Below are 19,150 nucleotides of genomic sequence, written 5' to 3' on the forward strand. Positions count from 1 at the left end.
GTTGCAAATTCAGTACCATAACTAGCGTTTGCACTTTGTGCACCAGAAGCTTGTGCTTTCTTTGCTTCTGATTGTGCATTTTGTTTTTTCACAGCATGCACGTCTGTTTCAGTTGCAAATTCAGTACCATAACTAGCGTTTGCACTTTGTGCACCAGAAGCTTGTGCTTTCTTTGCTTCTGATTGTGCGTTTGCTTGTTTTACTGCTTGCACATCTGTTTCAGTTGAAAACTCTGTACCATAACTAGCATTTGTACTTTGAATGCTAGCACCAGAAGTTGCCTTGTTATAACCTTGTTGTTTTTTACTCATCTTTCTCACCTCCACAACCAATAATGTAACCAATTCACTTAGAAGCTATCCGTGATTTTCTTTTTTTAATCTCCGTATATATCTCTTGTCACTCATTCAAACTATAGAAAATGGAGGTGGAAATATGTATATAGGACGCGATATGACTGAACTAACGATGATTTCAAAAAATGAGTGGAAAGAAGATGAATTAGCTTATTTTCATCATTCATTACAACAGATTCTGCCGTATTTAAATACAGAAGGTCAAAGTATCTACAAAGAAATTGTAATAGAAATTGAATCAAGAGGTGGCTTACAAGAGGGTGATGCTAGTTGGACTCATGGGACAAAAATTTCTTACGATTAAAAAAGTGTTCCCAATCTAGGGAACACTTTTTTGTTTATCCCGCTTTAATGGACAGTAAGACCCCCACCTCAAAATGCAGCGAAAGCAAAGAAGTTAGGTGGGGGGGCGGGCTGCCCATTAAAGTCCGATTGGTGACGGCTAATAATCAGTGGGGGATGAAGAAAACCCCCACTGATTAAAGTTTCACTTTATTGCATTGTAATTTTCTCAACACAACTCTCATAAATCGTACGATGCGATTTAGAGAAAGGTAATTGCTCAAATGCTTCTTTCGATACAATTTTCAATGTATCTGTTTCAACAATGTCGCCAGTTACTTTTCCGTAAAATACGAATATATCCCAAGTGCGATGTGTAAAAGTATGTTGTACATTCATTGCGTATTCTTCAATAGAAATCGAAAGCTCAAATTTTTCTTTCATATAATCTATAAGCTGTTCCTTCTGATTACGAATCCCTTCGCCAAGTTCAATATTCGGAAACTCCCACATATTGGCTAATAAACCGGTACTTGGACGTTTATTAATGACGTAACGACCATCTTCTGTTTGAAGTACTCCTGCAACAATCGGTACCATCGTAGGGGCTTTCGCTTTACTTTTTACTGGTAATTCCTTTTGAACACCTTCAGCATATCCCCTGCAATGCTCACGTACAGGACAAAGTAAGCATGCTGGATTTTTAGGAATACAAATCAGTGCTCCTAATTCCATCAAACCTTGATTAAAATAAGATGGATTTTCAGCCGAAATAATTTCACGCACAATCTCTTCAAACACTTTTCTCGTTTTCGGTTTTGCAATGTCATCCCATACTGATAAAATGCGAGATAATACACGCATAACATTTCCGTCAACTGCCGGCTCTGGTATACCATATGCGATACTTAAAATAGCACCTTTTGTATAGGGACCGACTCCCTTTAATTTCTCAATCTTCTTTACATCACTTGGCACAATCCCGCCATATACTTCTTTTACTTCTTTTACGGCTGCATGTAAATTTCGCGCTCTAGAATAATACCCTAAACCTTCCCATGCTTTTAACACTTCTTCATCATCAGCATTTGCCAAAGCTTCTAGAGTAGGAAACTTCCCCATGAAATTTGCGTAATATGGTTTTACAGCTTCTACCCTAGTTTGCTGCAACATAATTTCCGAAACCCAAACACGGTATGGATCTTTATTTTTACGCCACGGTAAGTCGCGTTGCTCTTTTTCAAACCAACCAATTAAATCATTTTGAAACTGCTCTATGTTAAAATTATTTAATATTTCAAGTGTCAAACTTGGTCCCCCTCATTTTTTTGCATATAAGTACTATTATAAAGATTTTAGGAAAAAATTTAAGTAAGATGACATAGGAAATAGAAGGCAAAGGACTTGAGGTATCGAATAAAAAGAGTTACATTAATAAAAAACGGAGGTGGATTTCTATGGACACAGCCACTCACCTTGTTATGGGCGTTACTCTAGGCAGTTTGGCCACGTTAGATCCAGCCATAGCACAAAGTGATATTGGGCCACAAGCAGTTATGCTTGCTACAATTGCCGGCTCCAATATTCCTGACATCGATACAGTTTTAAAATTGCGTAATAACGCTAAATATATAAGAAATCATCGTGGGATTACTCATTCCATTCCTGCAGTGATTCTTTGGTCTTTCCTTATAAGTGGCATCTCTTTCGCCTTCTTTTCAGACGCTCCATATTTGCATCTACTACTTTGGTCCTTTATTGCCGTCTTTCTTCATGTCTTTGTAGATATTTTTAATGCCTACGGTACACAAGCATTACGGCCCTTCACAAAAAAATGGATAGCGCTCGGCATCATTAATACATTTGATACCGTCATTTTCTTTATCCATATACTCGCAATTGCTTGTATGCTCGTAGGTTCCCATAAAGGATATACTGCCTTAGCTGCGTATATATTAATGATTGTTTACTACATCGGACGGATTATGATGCATAGAAATATAAGAAGCGTTGTACAAAAACGTTTCAAAAATGTTGAGAAGATAATCATTTCTCCTTCTTATCGATTTTATCATTATCATTTAGCAGTCGTTACAACCGATTATTACTACGTTGCTAGATGGCATCGCGGTAACATCATGATTTATGATAAGTTCGATCGGGTACCGTTCCCAGATAATGCTATTATGCACGCAGCTAAACAAGATGAAAACATCTCAGCATTTTTATCTTTCTCCCCTGTATATCGCTGGGACATTTTCGATTATGATCATTATTATGAAGTTCGATTCATTGATTTGCGATATCGCAGTAAAGACTATTATCCATTCGTTGCGATCGTTCAACTCGATCATAATTTAAATATTATTAGTTCCTATACAGGATGGATTTTTAGTGAAGAAAAACTTCGAAAAAAACTTGAGTTACTTCCACATTAAAAAAAGCGACTTCAGTCGCTTTTTTTAATGTTTCAAATGATCTTCTTGATTGATTAGATGGCTATATTTCGGATTATTTGTACGCATTTCATGAAGGCGTCCTCCATGATTATTAATCCATGATCGCACCACTTGTTCGGTCATTTCTTCTCCTTGATAACGACCTGATTTCGCATAAGTCGTTTGAAAATCTTCCCATAGTAATTCAACCCACGCACGAGCTTGCGCGTAAGAAAGCTTGTCATTTTTGTCTAATAGTTCTTTCGTTAATGCTTCATAAATATCATTCATGTTCTAGTCTCCTTTACCTAATTATCCCTTCATTTCTAAAGGATAGTTTCTTCTATTTTGCACATTCTATAATTGATACTTCTTCAAGAGGTATCAACTGATGATGAGGAGGGCGTTCGCAATGGGTAAACAAGCCGAATTTTGGTCTGAGTCAAAAAACAACAGCAAAATCGACGGTCAACCGAAAGCGAAATCACGCTTCGCTTCGAAACGACCTAACGGCACAATTAACACGCACCCACAAGAACGTATGCGTGCTGCAAATCAGCAGGAAGAGTAGTAACAAAGTAACTTAACTTCCTACACGAGGTGATAAAGATGAGCTACCGTGATCGCTTAGATAGTCGTTCTGAATTATTTAACCATACGTGGACTCGTCCGAAACATGCAAAAGCGCAAGTTAACGGACAGACGCAACAAACCCAGTCTCTCATTATATTGGCGAATGAATGTAAAAAACGCCAATTTTAGAATCTCCTATCTCCTGTAACGCCTACCAAAGATGAAAACCAGAGAGATATTCGCTCTCTGGTTTTTATTTTTCTTGCAATAAAGAAATCGGTATTCCAATCTCTTCATTATCATTTTGCTTATGTCCCCAAGCAAATACCCCATTGAAATACGTAATTTCAAATAATATACCAGGTTCTTCTACTAATTCATATGTCTCACCGATATGGAATTTGTTTATGTCAGTCATATAAGCGCGAGCCATTGCTATCTTTCGCATTAATACATCGAACTCATTTACAATTCCAAGTTGCTCAGCTTTTATCGCTTGCTCTTTCAAAACCCCAATTTCTTCCCTTAGCTCATATGGTGTCATTTCACTGTAGCGTTTTGGCATATTCATTTTGTTCCCTCATCCCTCTTCGCGTTTCATTTGTAAAAATATCTCTATCTCATCAATAGAGAATCCTTTACGATATAACGCTTGTTTCATCTTATTTTCAAATGTCCATCCATCATACTTCTTATATTTCTCATAATATTTATTCCCATGATAGTGTAACGCTTCTTGTTGCTTTTCGTCATCTTTTTCGTCTTTCAATTCTTCCAAACAAATTTGAATCACATCTCTAGAATATCCTTTACGAACAAGCATTTCGTCTAACTTTAGCTTCATTTGTAAAAAGGAATGCTTTTGATAAGATTTCTTTTTCTTTTCTATAAGAATTAAAGCATTCTCAATTTGCTTTTCCTTCGGATATTCTTGTAAACTATGCGTAATAATTAGATCCTGAACACCTTTATTTAACAGCTCTCTTTTAATAACCGTTGGACCTTTTCGATTCACATTACTTTGTGTTCTCGTATATAAAATAGCATACTCTTTATCATTAATATATCGGTCATGTAATAATTTCGAAACGACTTCAGAGATGATGGCTTGTCCCACTTCTTTTTTTCGTAAAAAATCTTCTATTTCTAGTTTCGTTCTCATTTGATAGGATAAATAGGAAATTGCTTGTAAATATGCTTTTTGTACCTCTTCATTGTACAAAATATTTCCTAACGCTATTTCATCAATTTCTAAGCCCTTTTGTAATCCGTGTTTTATTAAGATTACTTCATTCACACTAAATCCGTATTCTTCACCTTGACCTTTATCGATATAAATATTAAACCGTTCTTTCGATCGTTTTTGCACTTCTATTTTTGTAATGACAGCCATACTCTCACCTCTCTATTATTTTAACATAGTCAAGGAACGTTTTTGCTTTTCAAGAATATATATAATGAGGAGGAAATAATTGTGAAAATCGCAATTTCTGGTGGTACCGGTTTTATCGGTAAATACCTTTCTACTTTTTTTATTCAAAAAGGATATACTGTTTACATTCTCTCGCGAAAAAAAACTGCTGAAACTTCCGATCCTAACCTTCAGTATGTACAATGGACACCAGATTTACGAACCTTCCCCCTCTCTTCTATTGATGTAGTTATTAATCTAGCTGGAGAGTCTATTAATAGTAGATGGACAAAGAAACAAAAGAAAGTCATTTTAAACAGTAGAATTCAAACAACAAAAGGACTCATTAAACAATTGCAGGCACTCCCTACAAAACCACACACATTTATTAACGCAAGCGCAATTGGATACTACGGAACGTCTGAAACTGAGTCTTTTACAGAACAGCATGTGACTCCTGGAAATGACTTTTTAGCAAATACAGTATATTCATGGGAACAAGAAGCATCTAAAGCACGTTCTCTCGGAATACGAACAATCTACGCAAGATTCGGAGTCGTCTTAGGGCCAGACGGAGGAGCTCTTCCAAAGATGCTACTTCCCTATCAATTTTATATCGGAGGTACAGTCGGGTCTGGAAACCAATGGTTATCATGGATTCATATAGATGATGTCGCTTGCATGATTGATTTCATCATACACAAAGAAGAAATTGATGGACCTCTTAACATTACAGCTCCCGAGCCTATAAGAATGAAGGAATTTGGAGAAATCATTGCAACTATAATAAAAAAACCTCATTGGTTACCTGTCCCTTCATTTATGCTTCACGCTTTACTTGGTGAAATGAGCATACTTGTACTAGAAGGGCAACATGTATTGCCTAGTAAAGCAATTGAGCATGGATATCAATACACATTTCCGTCAATAGACCATGCATTACAAAATATACTTTCGCATACAATGTAGTACTTCTAAAACACAGTTTTACAGGAGGCCCTTTCAAAACTTTCATTTTCTAGCATCCGGAGCATTATTACACAAATAATCTTTCAGTTACTTTCCTTTACATTCCATTAACATTATAAAGTAACAGAAATGAGGTACCTATGAAAATATTGCTCAAACAAGCCATTGTCTATCCTATTACATCCCAAAAATTTCAAGGGGATGTACTCGTTACAGGAGAAAAAATTGCTGAGGTCAAGCCTTCCATTCAACCTACTCAAGATATGACAGTTATAGACGCACGTGCTCTTCATCTCTTACCTGGATTTATTGATGTCCATACCCATCTTGGTCTCTATGATGAAGGTACTGGTTGGGCTGGCAATGACGCAAATGAAACATCTGAAGTTTCAACACCACATATCCGTTCTTTGGACGGAATTCACCCTTTTGATATTGCATTTCAAGATGCGGTACAAAATGGAATCACAACTGTTCACGTTATGCCAGGAAGTCAAAACATTATCGGTGGTACGACTTGTGTAATAAAAACAGCTGGAACTTGTATTGATCATATGATTATTCAAGAGCCTGCTGGCTTAAAGATTGCCTTTGGAGAAAATCCTAAAAAGGTCCATAGTAATGGCACAAAAGAGTCCATTACGCGTATGGGAATTATGGGATTACTTCGGGAATCATTCTATGAAGCACAGCACTACGGGCATGAAGCTGATTTTCGAATGCTTCCTATCTTAAAAGCATTACGCCGTGAAATACCCGTACGTATCCACGCTCACCGAGCAGATGATATTAGTTCTGCTCTACGCTTTGCAACAGAGTTCAATCTTGATTTACGTATTGAACATTGTACAGAAGGACACTTTATTGTTGAAGAGCTTTCAAAACACAATTTGAAGGTTTCAGTTGGCCCCACGCTTACACGCCGTTCTAAAATCGAACTAAAAAATAAAACATGGGATACTTACCATATATTATCAAAAAATGGAGTGGAAGTTTCCATCACAACAGATCACCCCTATACACCCATTCAATATTTAAATGTTTGTGCTGCTGTCGCAGTAAGGGAAGGATTAGACGAAAAAACTGCACTAGAAGGAATCACTATATTTCCAGCGCGAAATTTACGTTTAGAGGATAGAATTGGAAGCATTGAGACTGGAAAAGACGCCGATCTTGTGCTCTGGACCCATCATCCTTTCCATTATTTAGCCAAGCCTGTACTAACTATGATTGATGGAAAAATAATTTACAAAAAAAATAAAAAAAACTAGTTTATTTTTTTGACTAGATAAAGTATTATACGATTATAAACTGAATGAAACCATAATCAATTTGTGTCGTGATTATCATTTTCAAATTGATGAATGGGGAAGGCAAATGGTGCGCCACCAGCGTTAGAAACTGGTTCTAGTGGGTTCGATTCCCACCCCGAAATTTTTTAAAGATTGATATAAAAATTTCGAGGGTGGGGTGTTTTTTCGTCATGCTACCCTCGTGTGAGGAGGAGTTAGTATGTTGAAAAAACGCGACTTACACGACAGCCACGTTCTATACGAGTTAATGGTGGATCCAGCTGTCTTCCCTTTTGTGCGTCAAAAGGCTTATTCTTATGAGGAATATTTATTTTTAACGAAACAAACGATTGAAGCTGAAGAGCGTGGGGAATTAATTTCACGCACAATTTTAGACGAATGGGGTAACCCTATCGGAACAATTACTTTATTTGATGTGCAAGAAAAAGCCGGCTTCCTTGGAACATGGCTTGGCAAACCTTATCACGGAAAAGGCTACAATAAATTGGCAAAAGATTCATTTTTTAGCGAACTTTTCTACGAGTTAGATATTGAAACGATCTTTATGCGTATTCGCAAAATAAATATTCGTTCTATTAAAGCTGCAGAAAAATTACAATATGTAAATCTAGCAAACGAAACAAGAAAATCCGTTTATGATGAAATTAACGCGAATGAAGAAGTATATAACTTATATGAAATTCCAAAAGATCAATATACACTTGCTACAATGCGAGATACAACGTTCCAAGATTCTCATCACTTAAAAGAAGCGTAATCTAAATTTTCAGAAATAATAATTAACCATTAACATTTTGATATATACGTATATCACCCCATGTCTCTGGAAACGATATATAGTAAATTTAGGACACGAGGTGATTTGTAATGGATAAAAAGAAACGTGACAAAGCAAAAAACGCATTATCTAGTACACAAGAAGTTCTCTACCAACGAGAATTTCGTAAAGCAGATCGCGCAGCGGGTTATCGCTCAAAAAGTATTTAAAGTGAGAATGAATAATTAGAAGTTCTCCCCCCTAATTATTCATTCTCATTACATATTTTTTCTGTGGATAACGTTATCCACATAATTTATAGAATTGTGAATAAATTACAAAAACCCTTCACAAGTTTGTATGTTGTAACGCACATCAAATGTTAGAATTGTGGATATTTTTCTAAAAATTGTGGATAATGTGGATATAGTTGTTAATATTCCGACTTTACTGTTTAATGAAAGCGCACTCTTCATGTGGATAAGTCTTTATCTTGGAAAACAATAAAAAACCCTCTTTAAACATACAAAAGAGGGTTTCATATTAAGTAAATGATTGTGCAAGAGCAGGTGATTTAATAGGTATATGATTCGGTTCTACATGATTTTCTGCCAAAATTGTATCCACAATATGATCAGCTGGCTCTGGGCGATAAATGCTTTTCATCGCTTCTTTCATTTGAAGAAGCTTCATATCATCTTGTAATAACGCCTCTGTTTTTGCAAAAACCTCACTATCATCACGAATGACAACTGCAGCCCCTTTTCTTTCAAAGTACATCGCATTTTCATTTTCTTGTCCTGGAACAGGCTTATATAAAATGACAGGTACTTGCAATGCTGCCGCTTCACTTAACGTAATACCGCCTGGCTTTGTAATCATACAAGAAGTAACACGGAATAGTTCATCAATATTTTCTACATAACCAAACACTTTTAATGCATCAGGATTTTTTTCCTGTAACCCTAATAAATCCTGTTTTAACGCTTCATTTTTCCCACAAACGACAACTACTTGTAAATCAGGTACTGACATAAATGATTGGCATAGTTCTTTTACACTTCCTAATACTCCATGAGCACCTGCTACAATTAGTAAAATCTTTTTATTCTTACATAACTGATATTTATTATATATAATATCTGAATTGATCTTTAACTCAAAACTACTACGAATCGGAATTCCAGTTTCAACAATTTGCTCCGCAGGCACACCAATATCAACCATAACTTTTTTTACGTGATCAGTTGCTACAAAATAACGATCTACTTCCCGATGAATCCATATTTTGTGCACACAAAAATCCGTTAATACGTTATACACAGGAATTGAAATACCTGTTTGCTTTTTTAATTCTGGTACAGCTATAATCGGAAAGGTATTAATAACAATATCCGGTTTCTCCGCTTGTAAAAGTAATTTCAAACGTTTTCTTCCAAAATTAGCATACCAAGATGCTATTTTTTTATCATAAATTTTTTCTACGCCATAATAAAACAAGCGGTACAATTCTTTTCCTATTGTATAACTTTTTAAATATAAATATTTTGTAATATCGGTTATAACCGGATGTGATTCTCCGAACAAATCGCATACAATTACATCTTTAATTCCTTTTTGGCGAAATGTTTGTTCTAATGTTTTCGCTACTTGCACATGACCGTTTCCGTAATGTGCAGTTAATATTAAAACCTTGGGGTTTTTTATCAAACAAATCCACTCCTAGCTTATTGTTTCTCCATATTGCATATACGACAATAGGAAAAACATTTTCCTTAAAAATTACATAAACAGACTCTAATATTTCACTTTCAGCTATGTACCTGTCGTGGATATGCAAAGCATATAAGATTGACCCCTTAATCCTATCTGTGCTCATATCTTTACATTATACTTTCCTATAAGAGCTTTCGCAATAACTTACAAATGTTCTCTATTCCATGATACTCACTCTTTTACTTCTTAATTCTTTTTACTATTTTGATTTCCCTTTACAATTATGTAAATTTCTCCACTTATTCCTTACAAAAATATGGATATTCTATTTTCAGTATACTCTTTTCTCCATATATACTCTAGGTTTTATTGTAAAGAAAGCAAAAAGCCTAACCCAATATTTGGATTAGACTGCTTGTAAAATATGTCTTGCTTCTTCTACATTTTTTTCAGTAGGCGGTTCTACATTTGCGAGTGGATACTTATGCCCAAGTGCCTCCCATTTATATACACCAAGCTTATGGTATGGTAGCACTTCAACTTTCTGAACATTAGACAGACTTTGAATAAAACTAGATAGTTTTTGTAGATCCTCTTCATTATCAGTAATACCAGGAACTAATACGTGTCGCACCCAAATCGGTTTATTTTTATCCGATAAATAACGAGCAAATTGTAAAATATGTTCATTTGGTTTTCCTGTTAATTTACGATGTTTCTTTGAATCAATATGTTTCAAATCCAATAAAACTAAATCTGTGTACTCCATTAAAATATCTAGCTTATTTTGGAATTCTGGTTCTTCAGAATAACAACCACCTGAAGAATCAATTGTTGTATGAATTCCAATTTCCTTACATTTCTTAAATAATTCAATTAAGAAATCTAGTTGTAATAATGGTTCCCCACCACTAACTGTTATACCGCCTCCGGAAGCTTCAATAAAAGGAAGGTAACATGTCACATCCTGCATTACTTCTTCGACTGTTATTTCTTTTCCTTTACCGATCTCCCACGTATCAGCATTATGACAATATTGACAACGTAATAAACACCCTTGTGTAAATATGACATAACGAATTCCTGGGCCATCAACAGTACCACAAGACTCTACAGAATGAATTCTTCCTTTTACCATGTTACTTCCTCCTTTATTGAAACAGCCTCCCTCTGCTATTTATAAAATGCAGAGGGACACTTTTTTCATTTACATGCTTTCATGCATTGTACGGTTAATTACATCGATTTGTTGTTCACGAGTTAATTTAATAAAGTTTACAGCGTAACCAGATACGCGAATTGTTAATTGTGGATATTTCTCAGGATGTTCCATTGCATCCATTAATGTTTCACGGTTAAATACGTTAATATTTAAGTGATGTCCTTCTTTTACTGCATAACCATCAAGCATTGATACTAAGTTACGTACTTGTACTTCATCCTCTTTACCAAGTGCTTTTGGAATAATAGAGAATGTATTAGAAATGCCATCTTGTGCATCTTCATATGGTAATTTAGCTACAGATAATAATGAAGCTAACGCACCTTTTGTATCACGTCCATGCATTGGGTTCGCACCTGGTGCAAATGGTTCTCCAGTACGGCGACCATCTGGAGTGTTACCAGTTTTCTTACCGTATACAACGTTAGATGTGATTGTTAAGATTGACATTGTATGAACAGAATTTCTATATGTTTTGTGTTTACGAAGTTTATTCATAAATGTTTTCACAAGATTTACAGCAATTTCATCTACACGGTCATCATTGTTACCGTATTTAGGGAAATCTCCTTCGATTTCAAAGTCAACTGCAATTCCGTTTTCATCGCGAATTGGTTTTACTTTTGCGTATTTAATTGCACTTAAAGAGTCTGCTACTACAGATAGACCTGCGATACCTGTTGCCATTGTACGAAGAACATTTGTATCATGAAGTGCCATCTCAATACGCTCGTAGCTATATTTATCGTGCATGTAGTGAATAACATTTAATGTGTTTAAATATAGACCCGCTAACCATTCCATTGTCATATCAAACTTATGCATAACTTCTTCATAATCTAATACTTCAGAAGTAATCGGTGCGTACTCAGGACCAACTTGTGCTTTAGATTTTTCATCTTTACCACCGTTAATCGCATATAGTAATGCTTTTGCTAAGTTTGCACGTGCGCCGAAGAACTGCATTTGTTTACCAATTCTCATTGCAGATACACAACAAGCAATTCCGTAATCATCGCCGTAGTCAGCACGCATAATGTCATCATTTTCATATTGAATTGCTGATGTTTTAATAGACATTTTCGCACAGTAGTTTTTAAAGTTCTGTGGTAATTGTTTAGACCAAAGAACTGTTAAGTTTGGTTCTGGAGCTGGTCCTAAATTATCTAGTGTATGCAAGAAACGGAATGAGTTCTTTGTTACTAATGGACGGCCATCTAATGCCATACCGCCGATAGACTCAGTTACCCAAGTTGGGTCACCAGAGAATAATTCATTATAATCAGGTGTTCTTGCAAATTTCACAAGACGTAATTTCATAATGAAGTGATCCACAATTTCTTGTACGTCTTCTTCTGTTAAAGTACCATTTGCTAAATCTCTTTCAATATAAATATCTAAGAATGTAGAAGTACGTCCAAGACTCATTGCAGCTCCGTTTTGCTCTTTAATTGCTGCAAGATATGCGAAGTATAACCATTGGAATGCTTCTTGAGCAGTTGTTGCTGGCTTAGAAATATCAAAGCCATGAGAAGCAGCCATTTGTTTTAACTCTTGAAGTGCACGTATTTGCTCAGATAACTCTTCGCGTAAACGCATTGTATCTTCACTCATTACACCGCCAGTTAAATTTAAATCTACTTTCTTCGCTTCAATTAAATGATCTACTCCATATAATGCTACGCGGCGGTAGTCACCAATAATACGTCCACGTCCGTATGCATCTGGAAGACCAGTAATAACACCTGATTTACGAGCAGCTCTCATTTCTGGTGTATAAGCATCAAATACACCTTGGTTATGAGTTTTTCTCCAATCTCTGAAAATACGACTAAGCTCTTTATCCATTTCGTATCCATAAGATTCACAAGCTTGTTCCGCCATACGAATACCACCGTATGGTTGTAAAGAACGTTTAAATGGTTTATCAGTTTGGAAACCGACTACTTTTTCAGTCTCTTTATTTAAATATCCTGGTTCATGTGATGTAATAGAAGAAACAATTTTTGTATCCATATCAAGAACGCCACCGTTTTCACGTTCTTTCGTTGTTAAATCCATTACTTGATCCCAAAGTTGTTTCGTTGCTTCAGTTGCTCCCGCTAAGAAAGATTCGTCTCCCTCGTAAACGTTTACATTATTTAAAATGAAATCGCGAACATCAATCTCTGCTTTCCATTTTTCACCTTTAAAGTTTTCCCATGCGTTTTTAACATTTTCTAATACTTGAGTCATCCTAATCTCCTCCATTTTTGATTAGTACAGGACTAAGATTTTTTATATAACAGCTTACACACTTAGAATACTACTTTTTTACGAAAGTGAACGAAATAGTTGTGACATGTTTGTGAAATATTGAGCAAACTACTATATACATAGTGTTAACTTCATTTGAAAGTCTTTAAAATTAACCCTTTCCTTAATTGTATTTTTTTGGTATTCTTATATACGAGTCCTATTTTGTAATATAAGAACAATACCCATTGTAGAGCTGTAATACTCTTATCTCCTAATCTGTTATAGTTTTTATAGCAGAACAAAAAAGTGTACATATGTTGTACACTTTTTTGTTACCTATAAAATGAAACTTTAATCAGTGGGGGTCTTACTGCCCATTAAAGTCGGATAAAATATCTCTTTTTCTATTTCCATCATGGAATCCACCACGACTGCCTGTTAATACAATTAATTGCTCTAACCCTTCTATATGATCACCAATAATTCGAAGTACAGCTGGTGGATGACCTATTTTAGCAAAATGTTCACTGGGTCGAATACGGTTCATCTTATCGACTTCAACACGACTTACACATGCAACTTCAAATCCTGAAAGAATAGCTTTCACTTGAGCTACACACGGTGCCAGTAAAGATCTATATCCAATTTCTTTCAAACACTTACGACTAAACGCATTCGGTACAGCGATAAGAGAGCCTACGCCTAGATCTTTTCTATCACAAGCTAAATTTAATGCATATTTAAATGCAGTTACAAGATGAAGCGGTACTCTTAAATCTAAATAATGATTTAGATCATTTAATGCAACGTCTGTTCCATCTGCAATAGCTTTCGCAAAAGGATATAACTCACTCGCTGGAATAACAAAATCGCCGTCTATAAATAACACAATTTCTCCTTTTGCGAAATACGTTCCAAGTGAGCGCCCCACATCATTTCCGAGTGCTTCTTTATATACAATTGTCGTTGCTCCCTTTTCTTTTGCAATCGTTGCTGTTTGATCAGACGAACCATTTACAACAACGATAATTTCAAAAGGTTCAATTTTACGAAGTTCTTCTATAACGTTTCCAATTGTTTTCTCTTCATCTTGTACAGGAATAATGACCGATAATTGCTTTCCCTTATACAAATTCGATGTAACGCCCCATCCTTGATAAAAATCTTTAAAATCTAAAGTATGATAGACACTATCTCTTTTCCTATTTCCATCATAATACCCTCCGCGTTCATCGCTACCTACTATTCGCTCCGCTACAGCTTCTATATGGTCACCTATCATCCTTTTTTCAGAATGAGAAAGACCCGTGCCATACGCAGCATGCTCGGTCGGCCGAAATTTATTTGGTGTAATAACGTCAATTGCACAATGTCGACTAATTCTCCATTTGCTTTGAATAAGGCGTAAATGAGCGACAATAGGATTAACAAAACATTCATACCCAATGCTTTGAACAACTTCTTTCGTCAACGCGTGAGGTACAGATAATAAAGAATCAATCTTTAACTCTTCACGCTCTAGCATTGCATTTAATATTTGGCGCCATACTGTCACTGAGTGCGGTTTTTGTTTCTTTAAAAATAACGCATCCAAATTATTTAAAACGATGTCGGCCTGATCATGTAAAATTGGATTTAGGAATAATTGTAACTTTGAAGTTTGAATAGCAAAATCTCCATCTATAAATAGTAATACGTCACCTATCGCGTGTTTTGCGCCAACTGCACGGCCAACATCATTCCCCAGTAGCTCTGTATACTTGATTACTTTACACCCTAAACGATCAGCAACCTCTTCTGTTCCATCATTACAACCGTTTGCTACTACAATAATCTCTACTGGATTTAATCCTTTTGCCGAATGAATAACGTCTGAAATCGTATCCGCTTCATTACATACAGGTATAATAATCGATAGTGACTTAGCCATTGTTTTCTTCACGAAACCATTTAATAGTTTCTTTCAACCCTTGTTCCCACGTTACTTTCGCTTGAAATTGAACAAGTTCTCTTAATTTCGTTACATCTGGTCTTCTATTTGGAATTTCTTCAAAGCCATGTGGATATACCTCTTCGAAAGGAACTTGAACAATCTTTGAAGAAGATTTCGTTAGCTTTTTAATTACTTCTGCTACTTCTTTTATACTCTTTTCATTCTCAGAACCTATATTAATAATCTCACCATTTACCTTCTCATCCATTGCTCGAATCGTTGCCTCTACTGCATCACTTACATACGTAAAACAACGTGTCTGTTTTCCATCTCCATATACGAGAATGTCTTCTCCTTGCAGTGCTGCGCGGATAAATCGCGGGATTACCCCTGCATACGGACCATCTTTCGCTCTTGGACCATAAATATTAAAATAACGAACAATCGTTACAGGTAAGCCTTCTAAACCGTATCCTAAACATAATGTTTCTTCTAACGTTTTACAAACTGCATAACTCCAACGTATTTTAGAAGTTGCACCGTATAATCGATCTCCTACTTCAGAAAAGGGTGGCTTTGCCTTACCATATACTTCTGAAGTAGACGCAAAAACAACTTTCTTCTTTCCTTTTAGCGCTGCTTGTAAAATGTTTCTCGTTCCATCAAAATTCGTTTCAATAAGCTCTATGCTCTTTTCCATTGTCGTTTTCACACCTAAAATTGCTGCTAAATGAAACACTACATCATGTTGATTCACTAATTCATAAATAGAATTTCGATCTAAAACACTTATTGGAATAACCCGAATTTCTTTCATTAACTCATCATGATATTTATTTTTCCCTTTATAGAAATTATCAACGACGGTGACATCATAACCTCTTTTCACCAGCTCTTCAGCTAAATGTGATCCAATAAATCCTGCTCCACCTGTAATTAAACATTTCTTACTCATACACTCACCTTCTTTATAATTCCACGTGTATCTACGACTTGCTTTATCCCTTTAAAAATCTTCCAATCGATATTAGAGTGATCTGTTAAAATTAAAATACAATCCGCTTGTTTAACGACTTGTTCATCCAAAGAAACAGATTGATACACCTTATCTCCAAATTTTGCAGAAGAAATATATGGATCGTGATACGCTATCTCATATCCTTCTTTTATTAACAATTCAATAATTGGTAACGCTGGTGATTCTCTTAAGTCATTTACATCTTTTTTATATGCAATCCCTACAATTAAAACCGTTGCAGGTGATTGCACCACACCTTTTACTTTCCGGACCACTTTCTCTGGCATTTCCTCATTAATTACATGTGCCGCCTCAATTAATTGACTAATTGCTCCATTCTTTTTTATTCTCCACTGGAAATATAAAGGATCTACCGGAATACAGTGTCCCCCTATCCCTGGTCCTGGCCAATACGGCGTAAATCCAAACGGTTTTGTAGATGCCGCTTCAAGTGCCTCATAAAAATCAATTCCTAAACTTTCACATAGTATATTTAACTCATTTACTAATGAAATATTGACTAAGCGCTGAATATTTTCAAATAGCTTACACATTTCTGCTACTTTTGGGGAGCTAACTGGAACAACTACATCAAATATAGTGCTATACAAAGCCTGTACTTTTTGTTTACACATTTCTGTTTGTCCACTAATGACTTTTGGAATCGTTTGAACTGAATATTGACTATTAGCTGGATCAATTCTCTCAGGAGAATATCCAATATAGAAATCTTCTCCTACCTTTTTTCCTGTTTGAGAAATAATCGGAATAATAACTTCCTCGAGCGTACCTGGATATGTGGAACTTTCAAAAATGAAGGTTTGTCCTTTTTGAAGGTTTTGTTGTATATAATGCGAAGCTGAAATGAGGGCACTTAAGTCTGGTTCTCTTTGTTCATTAATTGGGGTTGGGACAGTGACAATAACGTAATCACTATTTTGAAAATCAGCAATACCTTGATCCGGTGTATTTACTATTAATTTTTTTCTAGTCAATAAACTTTGTAACAATTTAGAAGAAACATCTGGAATATAACTTTCTCCCTGTATAATTGATTCTATTTTTCTAGTATCTTTATCTAATCCAAGTACTGTATGTCCTCTCTCTGCAAAATGAACTGCCAAAGGAAGACCAACATATCCTAATCCGATAATGGCAACTGTACTACTAACATTCATCTGTATTCTCTTCTTCCTTTCTCAATTGTTGAATGATATTTCTATCCCGCTCTCCATCTGTAAAACTCCCGCGCTCGTCTGTGGATTGCAATAAATATGCAATCGCCTCGAGTTGATCACCGAAAATACGATCAAATGCTGGAATACGCCCATTTACAAATCCATGTTGCTCTGGGCGTACTCGATTTGTTTTTATAACATCTACAAATTCTACCGCTGTAATAGAGAATCCCTCCAAAATAGCTTTCATTTGAGCGAGTGGCGGAATGATAAGAGAATCATATCCGATTTTCTCTATTACTTTTTTATGCATAGCATGTGGTACTGCCGTTAATGAGTTATTCCATAAATCTGGTCGTTTCGCTACTAAATTCACAAAATATTTTCCCATGCTAATTGGGTCTGCCGGATGAAACATATCTAATAAACACTGTAAATCATTTAATGCCACATCATTTCCATCTTCAATAGCATGTAAAAATGGAATTAGTTTTTTTCCTGGAATAACAAAATCACCATCGACAAATAAACAAATATCGGCCGTAGCATGCATAGCTCCTATCGCTCGGGCTACATTATGTCCAAGCGCTTCCTCAAATTCAATAACAATGACATTCTCTAGCTTCGCTTGTTTAATTGTCTCAACGTCCGCTCCATTCGCAACAACTATAATTTCATCTACACCTGATTTTTTCACTTCTTGTATAACAGATCTTATAGTCGTCTTTTCTTCTGATACTGGGATAATCGCACTATATTTCGCTTTTTTCTTTTGTAATAAAACTGGTTTATACTTTCCTATAAATGCTCTATCCCTATTTCCTTCCGAAAAGCCACCACGCTTACCATATATTTCGATTACGTATTGCAAAGCACGTAAATGATCCCCCATAATACGACTAGTCGCTTTCGGATAAGGAGAGCCAGGTGATGTACCAGTATGAACGGGACGCACTTTATTTGTATGAATGACATCGACAGAAGCCATATCAACAATATCTACTCCTCTAGACATCGCTATCGCTTGAAATAATGCTGGATCCGCTAAATTCCACCAACCAAACTTTTGAATAACTTCCCTACTCATTGCATGCGGAATTGCGATTAAAGATCCAACAACAAGCTCTTTTTTATTCAAATAACGATTCAACATAAATTTGCCAACTGTCGTATAATGCGGTCTCATCTTTAAATAAACAGACCATGTTAAATTATTCACAACAATTTGGTGACCTTGCTGAATGCCTTTTATAAAACGTTGTAGCTCTTTATTATCAATGACGATATCACCGTCTAAAAACAAAACAATGTCGCCTTTCGCTTCTCTTGCACCAATTGCCCGTCCAACATCATTACCAAGAGAATATTTATAATAAATGACATGGCAATGATGTTGTAAGGCTATTTCTTTTGTTCCGTCTGTCGATCCATTATCTACTACGATAATTTCATATGGTTTCAATTTCTCCACTTCTACTAAAACTTGTGATAAAGTACTCGCTTCATTATGCGCTGGAATAATAACTGATACCCTCATACTTGTACCACGCTTACCCTTCCAAGCGAACATAAGAAATGATAGGAATACGTACAACTACATCTTCCGGTGGTCCATAAGAAGGAGAAGTACGAACACTTACTGCCCCGTCTGTCACAGATAACAGAATACCTGCAACAATTTCGGCCGCTGTCACAACTTGCACTAGCTCACCAACATGATTACGTAATTCTTCAGTAAATAACATA

21 protein-coding genes are annotated in these 19,150 nt (G+C 35.8%); 8 read left to right on the forward strand and 13 right to left on the reverse strand.

Features of this window, described 5'->3' with window-relative positions:
* The coding region (locus PDK19_RS23450; RefSeq protein ID WP_270708142.1) for a gamma-type small acid-soluble spore protein at window positions 1–326 on the reverse strand (326 nt) is incomplete at its 3' end.
* A gap of 109 nt (window positions 327–435) precedes the next feature.
* Between PDK19_RS23450 and PDK19_RS23455 the strand changes: the two genes are divergently transcribed.
* Window positions 436–660, forward strand: coding sequence for a hypothetical protein (locus PDK19_RS23455; RefSeq protein ID WP_000275435.1), 225 nt, complete (start codon window positions 436–438; stop codon window positions 658–660).
* Between the two features lie 188 nt (window positions 661–848).
* Here PDK19_RS23455 and mutY read toward each other — a convergent pair whose 3' ends face one another.
* Window positions 849–1,946, reverse strand: a complete 1,098-nt coding sequence (mutY, locus tag PDK19_RS23460) for an A/G-specific adenine glycosylase (protein WP_000171402.1) — start codon at window positions 1,944–1,946, stop codon at window positions 849–851.
* 149 nt (window positions 1,947–2,095) lie between these two features.
* Here mutY and PDK19_RS23465 point away from each other — a divergent pair, with 149 nt between their 5' ends.
* Window positions 2,096–3,076, forward strand: a complete 981-nt coding sequence (locus PDK19_RS23465) for a metal-dependent hydrolase (protein WP_000379121.1) — start codon at window positions 2,096–2,098, stop codon at window positions 3,074–3,076.
* Window positions 3,077–3,100: 24 nt separating this feature from the next.
* On the opposite strand, the gene PDK19_RS23470 is transcribed toward PDK19_RS23465, so the two are convergent.
* Complete coding sequence (locus PDK19_RS23470; RefSeq protein ID WP_000998157.1) at window positions 3,101–3,367, reverse strand: YfhJ family protein; 267 nt, start codon at window positions 3,365–3,367, stop codon at window positions 3,101–3,103.
* A 121-nt stretch (window positions 3,368–3,488) separates the two neighbouring features.
* On the opposite strand from PDK19_RS23470, the gene PDK19_RS23475 reads away from it, so the two are divergent.
* Window positions 3,489–3,647 carry a small, acid-soluble spore protein K gene (locus tag PDK19_RS23475; RefSeq protein ID WP_000517891.1) on the forward strand — a complete coding sequence of 53 codons (159 nt, stop codon included), beginning with the start codon at window positions 3,489–3,491 and terminating at the stop codon, window positions 3,645–3,647.
* Window positions 3,648–3,685: 38 nt separating this feature from the next.
* Window positions 3,686–3,838, forward strand: a complete 153-nt coding sequence (locus PDK19_RS23480; protein WP_000122093.1) for a YpzG family protein — start codon at window positions 3,686–3,688, stop codon at window positions 3,836–3,838.
* Window positions 3,839–3,902: 64 nt separating this feature from the next.
* Here PDK19_RS23480 and PDK19_RS23485 read toward each other — a convergent pair whose 3' ends face one another.
* Both PDK19_RS23485 and recX read right to left on the reverse strand, forming a co-directional pair.
* Window positions 3,903–4,220, reverse strand: a complete 318-nt coding sequence (locus PDK19_RS23485; RefSeq protein ID WP_001057035.1) for a YfhH family protein — start codon at window positions 4,218–4,220, stop codon at window positions 3,903–3,905.
* Window positions 4,221–4,229: 9 nt separating this feature from the next.
* Window positions 4,230–5,042 carry a recombination regulator RecX gene (recX, locus tag PDK19_RS23490; RefSeq protein WP_000268520.1) on the reverse strand — a complete coding sequence of 271 codons (813 nt, stop codon included), beginning with the start codon at window positions 5,040–5,042 and terminating at the stop codon, window positions 4,230–4,232.
* A gap of 81 nt (window positions 5,043–5,123) precedes the next feature.
* Here recX and PDK19_RS23495 point away from each other — a divergent pair, with 81 nt between their 5' ends.
* The 4 genes from PDK19_RS23495 to PDK19_RS23510 all read left to right on the forward strand — a co-directional run bounded on the left by PDK19_RS23495 (window position 5,124) and on the right by PDK19_RS23510 (window position 8,329).
* Window positions 5,124–6,029 (forward strand): TIGR01777 family oxidoreductase, encoded by a 906-nt coding sequence (locus tag PDK19_RS23495; protein ID WP_074615100.1) that lies wholly within the window; start codon window positions 5,124–5,126, stop codon window positions 6,027–6,029.
* A 140-nt stretch (window positions 6,030–6,169) separates the two neighbouring features.
* On the forward strand, window positions 6,170–7,300 hold the full coding sequence (locus PDK19_RS23500; RefSeq protein ID WP_000698310.1) for an amidohydrolase: 1,131 nt from the start codon (window positions 6,170–6,172) through the stop codon (window positions 7,298–7,300).
* A gap of 241 nt (window positions 7,301–7,541) precedes the next feature.
* Complete coding sequence (locus PDK19_RS23505; RefSeq protein ID WP_000914741.1) at window positions 7,542–8,099, forward strand: GNAT family N-acetyltransferase; 558 nt, start codon at window positions 7,542–7,544, stop codon at window positions 8,097–8,099.
* 110 nt (window positions 8,100–8,209) lie between these two features.
* The gene (locus tag PDK19_RS23510; RefSeq protein ID WP_000358480.1) at window positions 8,210–8,329 is read left to right on the forward strand and encodes a YfhE family protein; all 120 of its coding nucleotides are present in this window, start codon (window positions 8,210–8,212) and stop codon (window positions 8,327–8,329) included.
* 313 nt (window positions 8,330–8,642) lie between these two features.
* Here PDK19_RS23510 and PDK19_RS23515 read toward each other — a convergent pair whose 3' ends face one another.
* The 8 genes from PDK19_RS23515 to PDK19_RS23550 form a co-directional block, all read right to left on the reverse strand.
* Window positions 8,643–9,809 carry a diglucosyl diacylglycerol synthase gene (locus PDK19_RS23515; RefSeq protein ID WP_000594712.1) on the reverse strand — a complete coding sequence of 389 codons (1,167 nt, stop codon included), beginning with the start codon at window positions 9,807–9,809 and terminating at the stop codon, window positions 8,643–8,645.
* Between the two features lie 412 nt (window positions 9,810–10,221).
* Entirely contained in the window at window positions 10,222–10,953 is a 732-nt protein-coding gene (gene pflA, locus PDK19_RS23520; RefSeq protein WP_000238472.1) for a pyruvate formate-lyase-activating protein, read from the reverse strand.
* 69 nt (window positions 10,954–11,022) lie between these two features.
* On the reverse strand, window positions 11,023–13,272 hold the full coding sequence (gene pflB, locus PDK19_RS23525; protein WP_074615572.1) for a formate C-acetyltransferase: 2,250 nt from the start codon (window positions 13,270–13,272) through the stop codon (window positions 11,023–11,025).
* 370 nt (window positions 13,273–13,642) lie between these two features.
* On the reverse strand, window positions 13,643–15,205 hold the full coding sequence (locus tag PDK19_RS23530; protein ID WP_049110721.1) for a glycosyltransferase family 2 protein: 1,563 nt from the start codon (window positions 15,203–15,205) through the stop codon (window positions 13,643–13,645).
* Entirely contained in the window at window positions 15,198–16,163 is a 966-nt protein-coding gene (locus tag PDK19_RS23535) for an NAD-dependent epimerase/dehydratase family protein (RefSeq protein ID WP_049110724.1), read from the reverse strand. Before PDK19_RS23535 ends, PDK19_RS23530 begins: the two co-directional genes overlap by 8 nt.
* Window positions 16,160–17,404 (reverse strand): nucleotide sugar dehydrogenase, encoded by a 1,245-nt coding sequence (locus PDK19_RS23540; protein WP_270708135.1) that lies wholly within the window; start codon window positions 17,402–17,404, stop codon window positions 16,160–16,162. Before PDK19_RS23540 ends, PDK19_RS23535 begins: the two co-directional genes overlap by 4 nt.
* Complete coding sequence (locus PDK19_RS23545; protein ID WP_000458459.1) at window positions 17,394–18,974, reverse strand: glycosyltransferase family 2 protein; 1,581 nt, start codon at window positions 18,972–18,974, stop codon at window positions 17,394–17,396. The genes PDK19_RS23540 and PDK19_RS23545 overlap by 11 nt, the downstream gene beginning before the upstream one ends.
* A complete protein-coding gene (locus PDK19_RS23550; protein WP_000899480.1) occupies window positions 18,955–19,149 on the reverse strand; it encodes a hypothetical protein in 195 nt (64 codons plus the stop codon). Before PDK19_RS23550 ends, PDK19_RS23545 begins: the two co-directional genes overlap by 20 nt.
* Window position 19,150: the final 1 nt, after the last annotated feature.

It is taken from the genome of Bacillus cereus group sp. BcHK124 (assembly GCF_027712065.1).
GTDB classification, from domain to species: domain Bacteria; phylum Bacillota; class Bacilli; order Bacillales; family Bacillaceae_G; genus Bacillus_A; species Bacillus_A pacificus.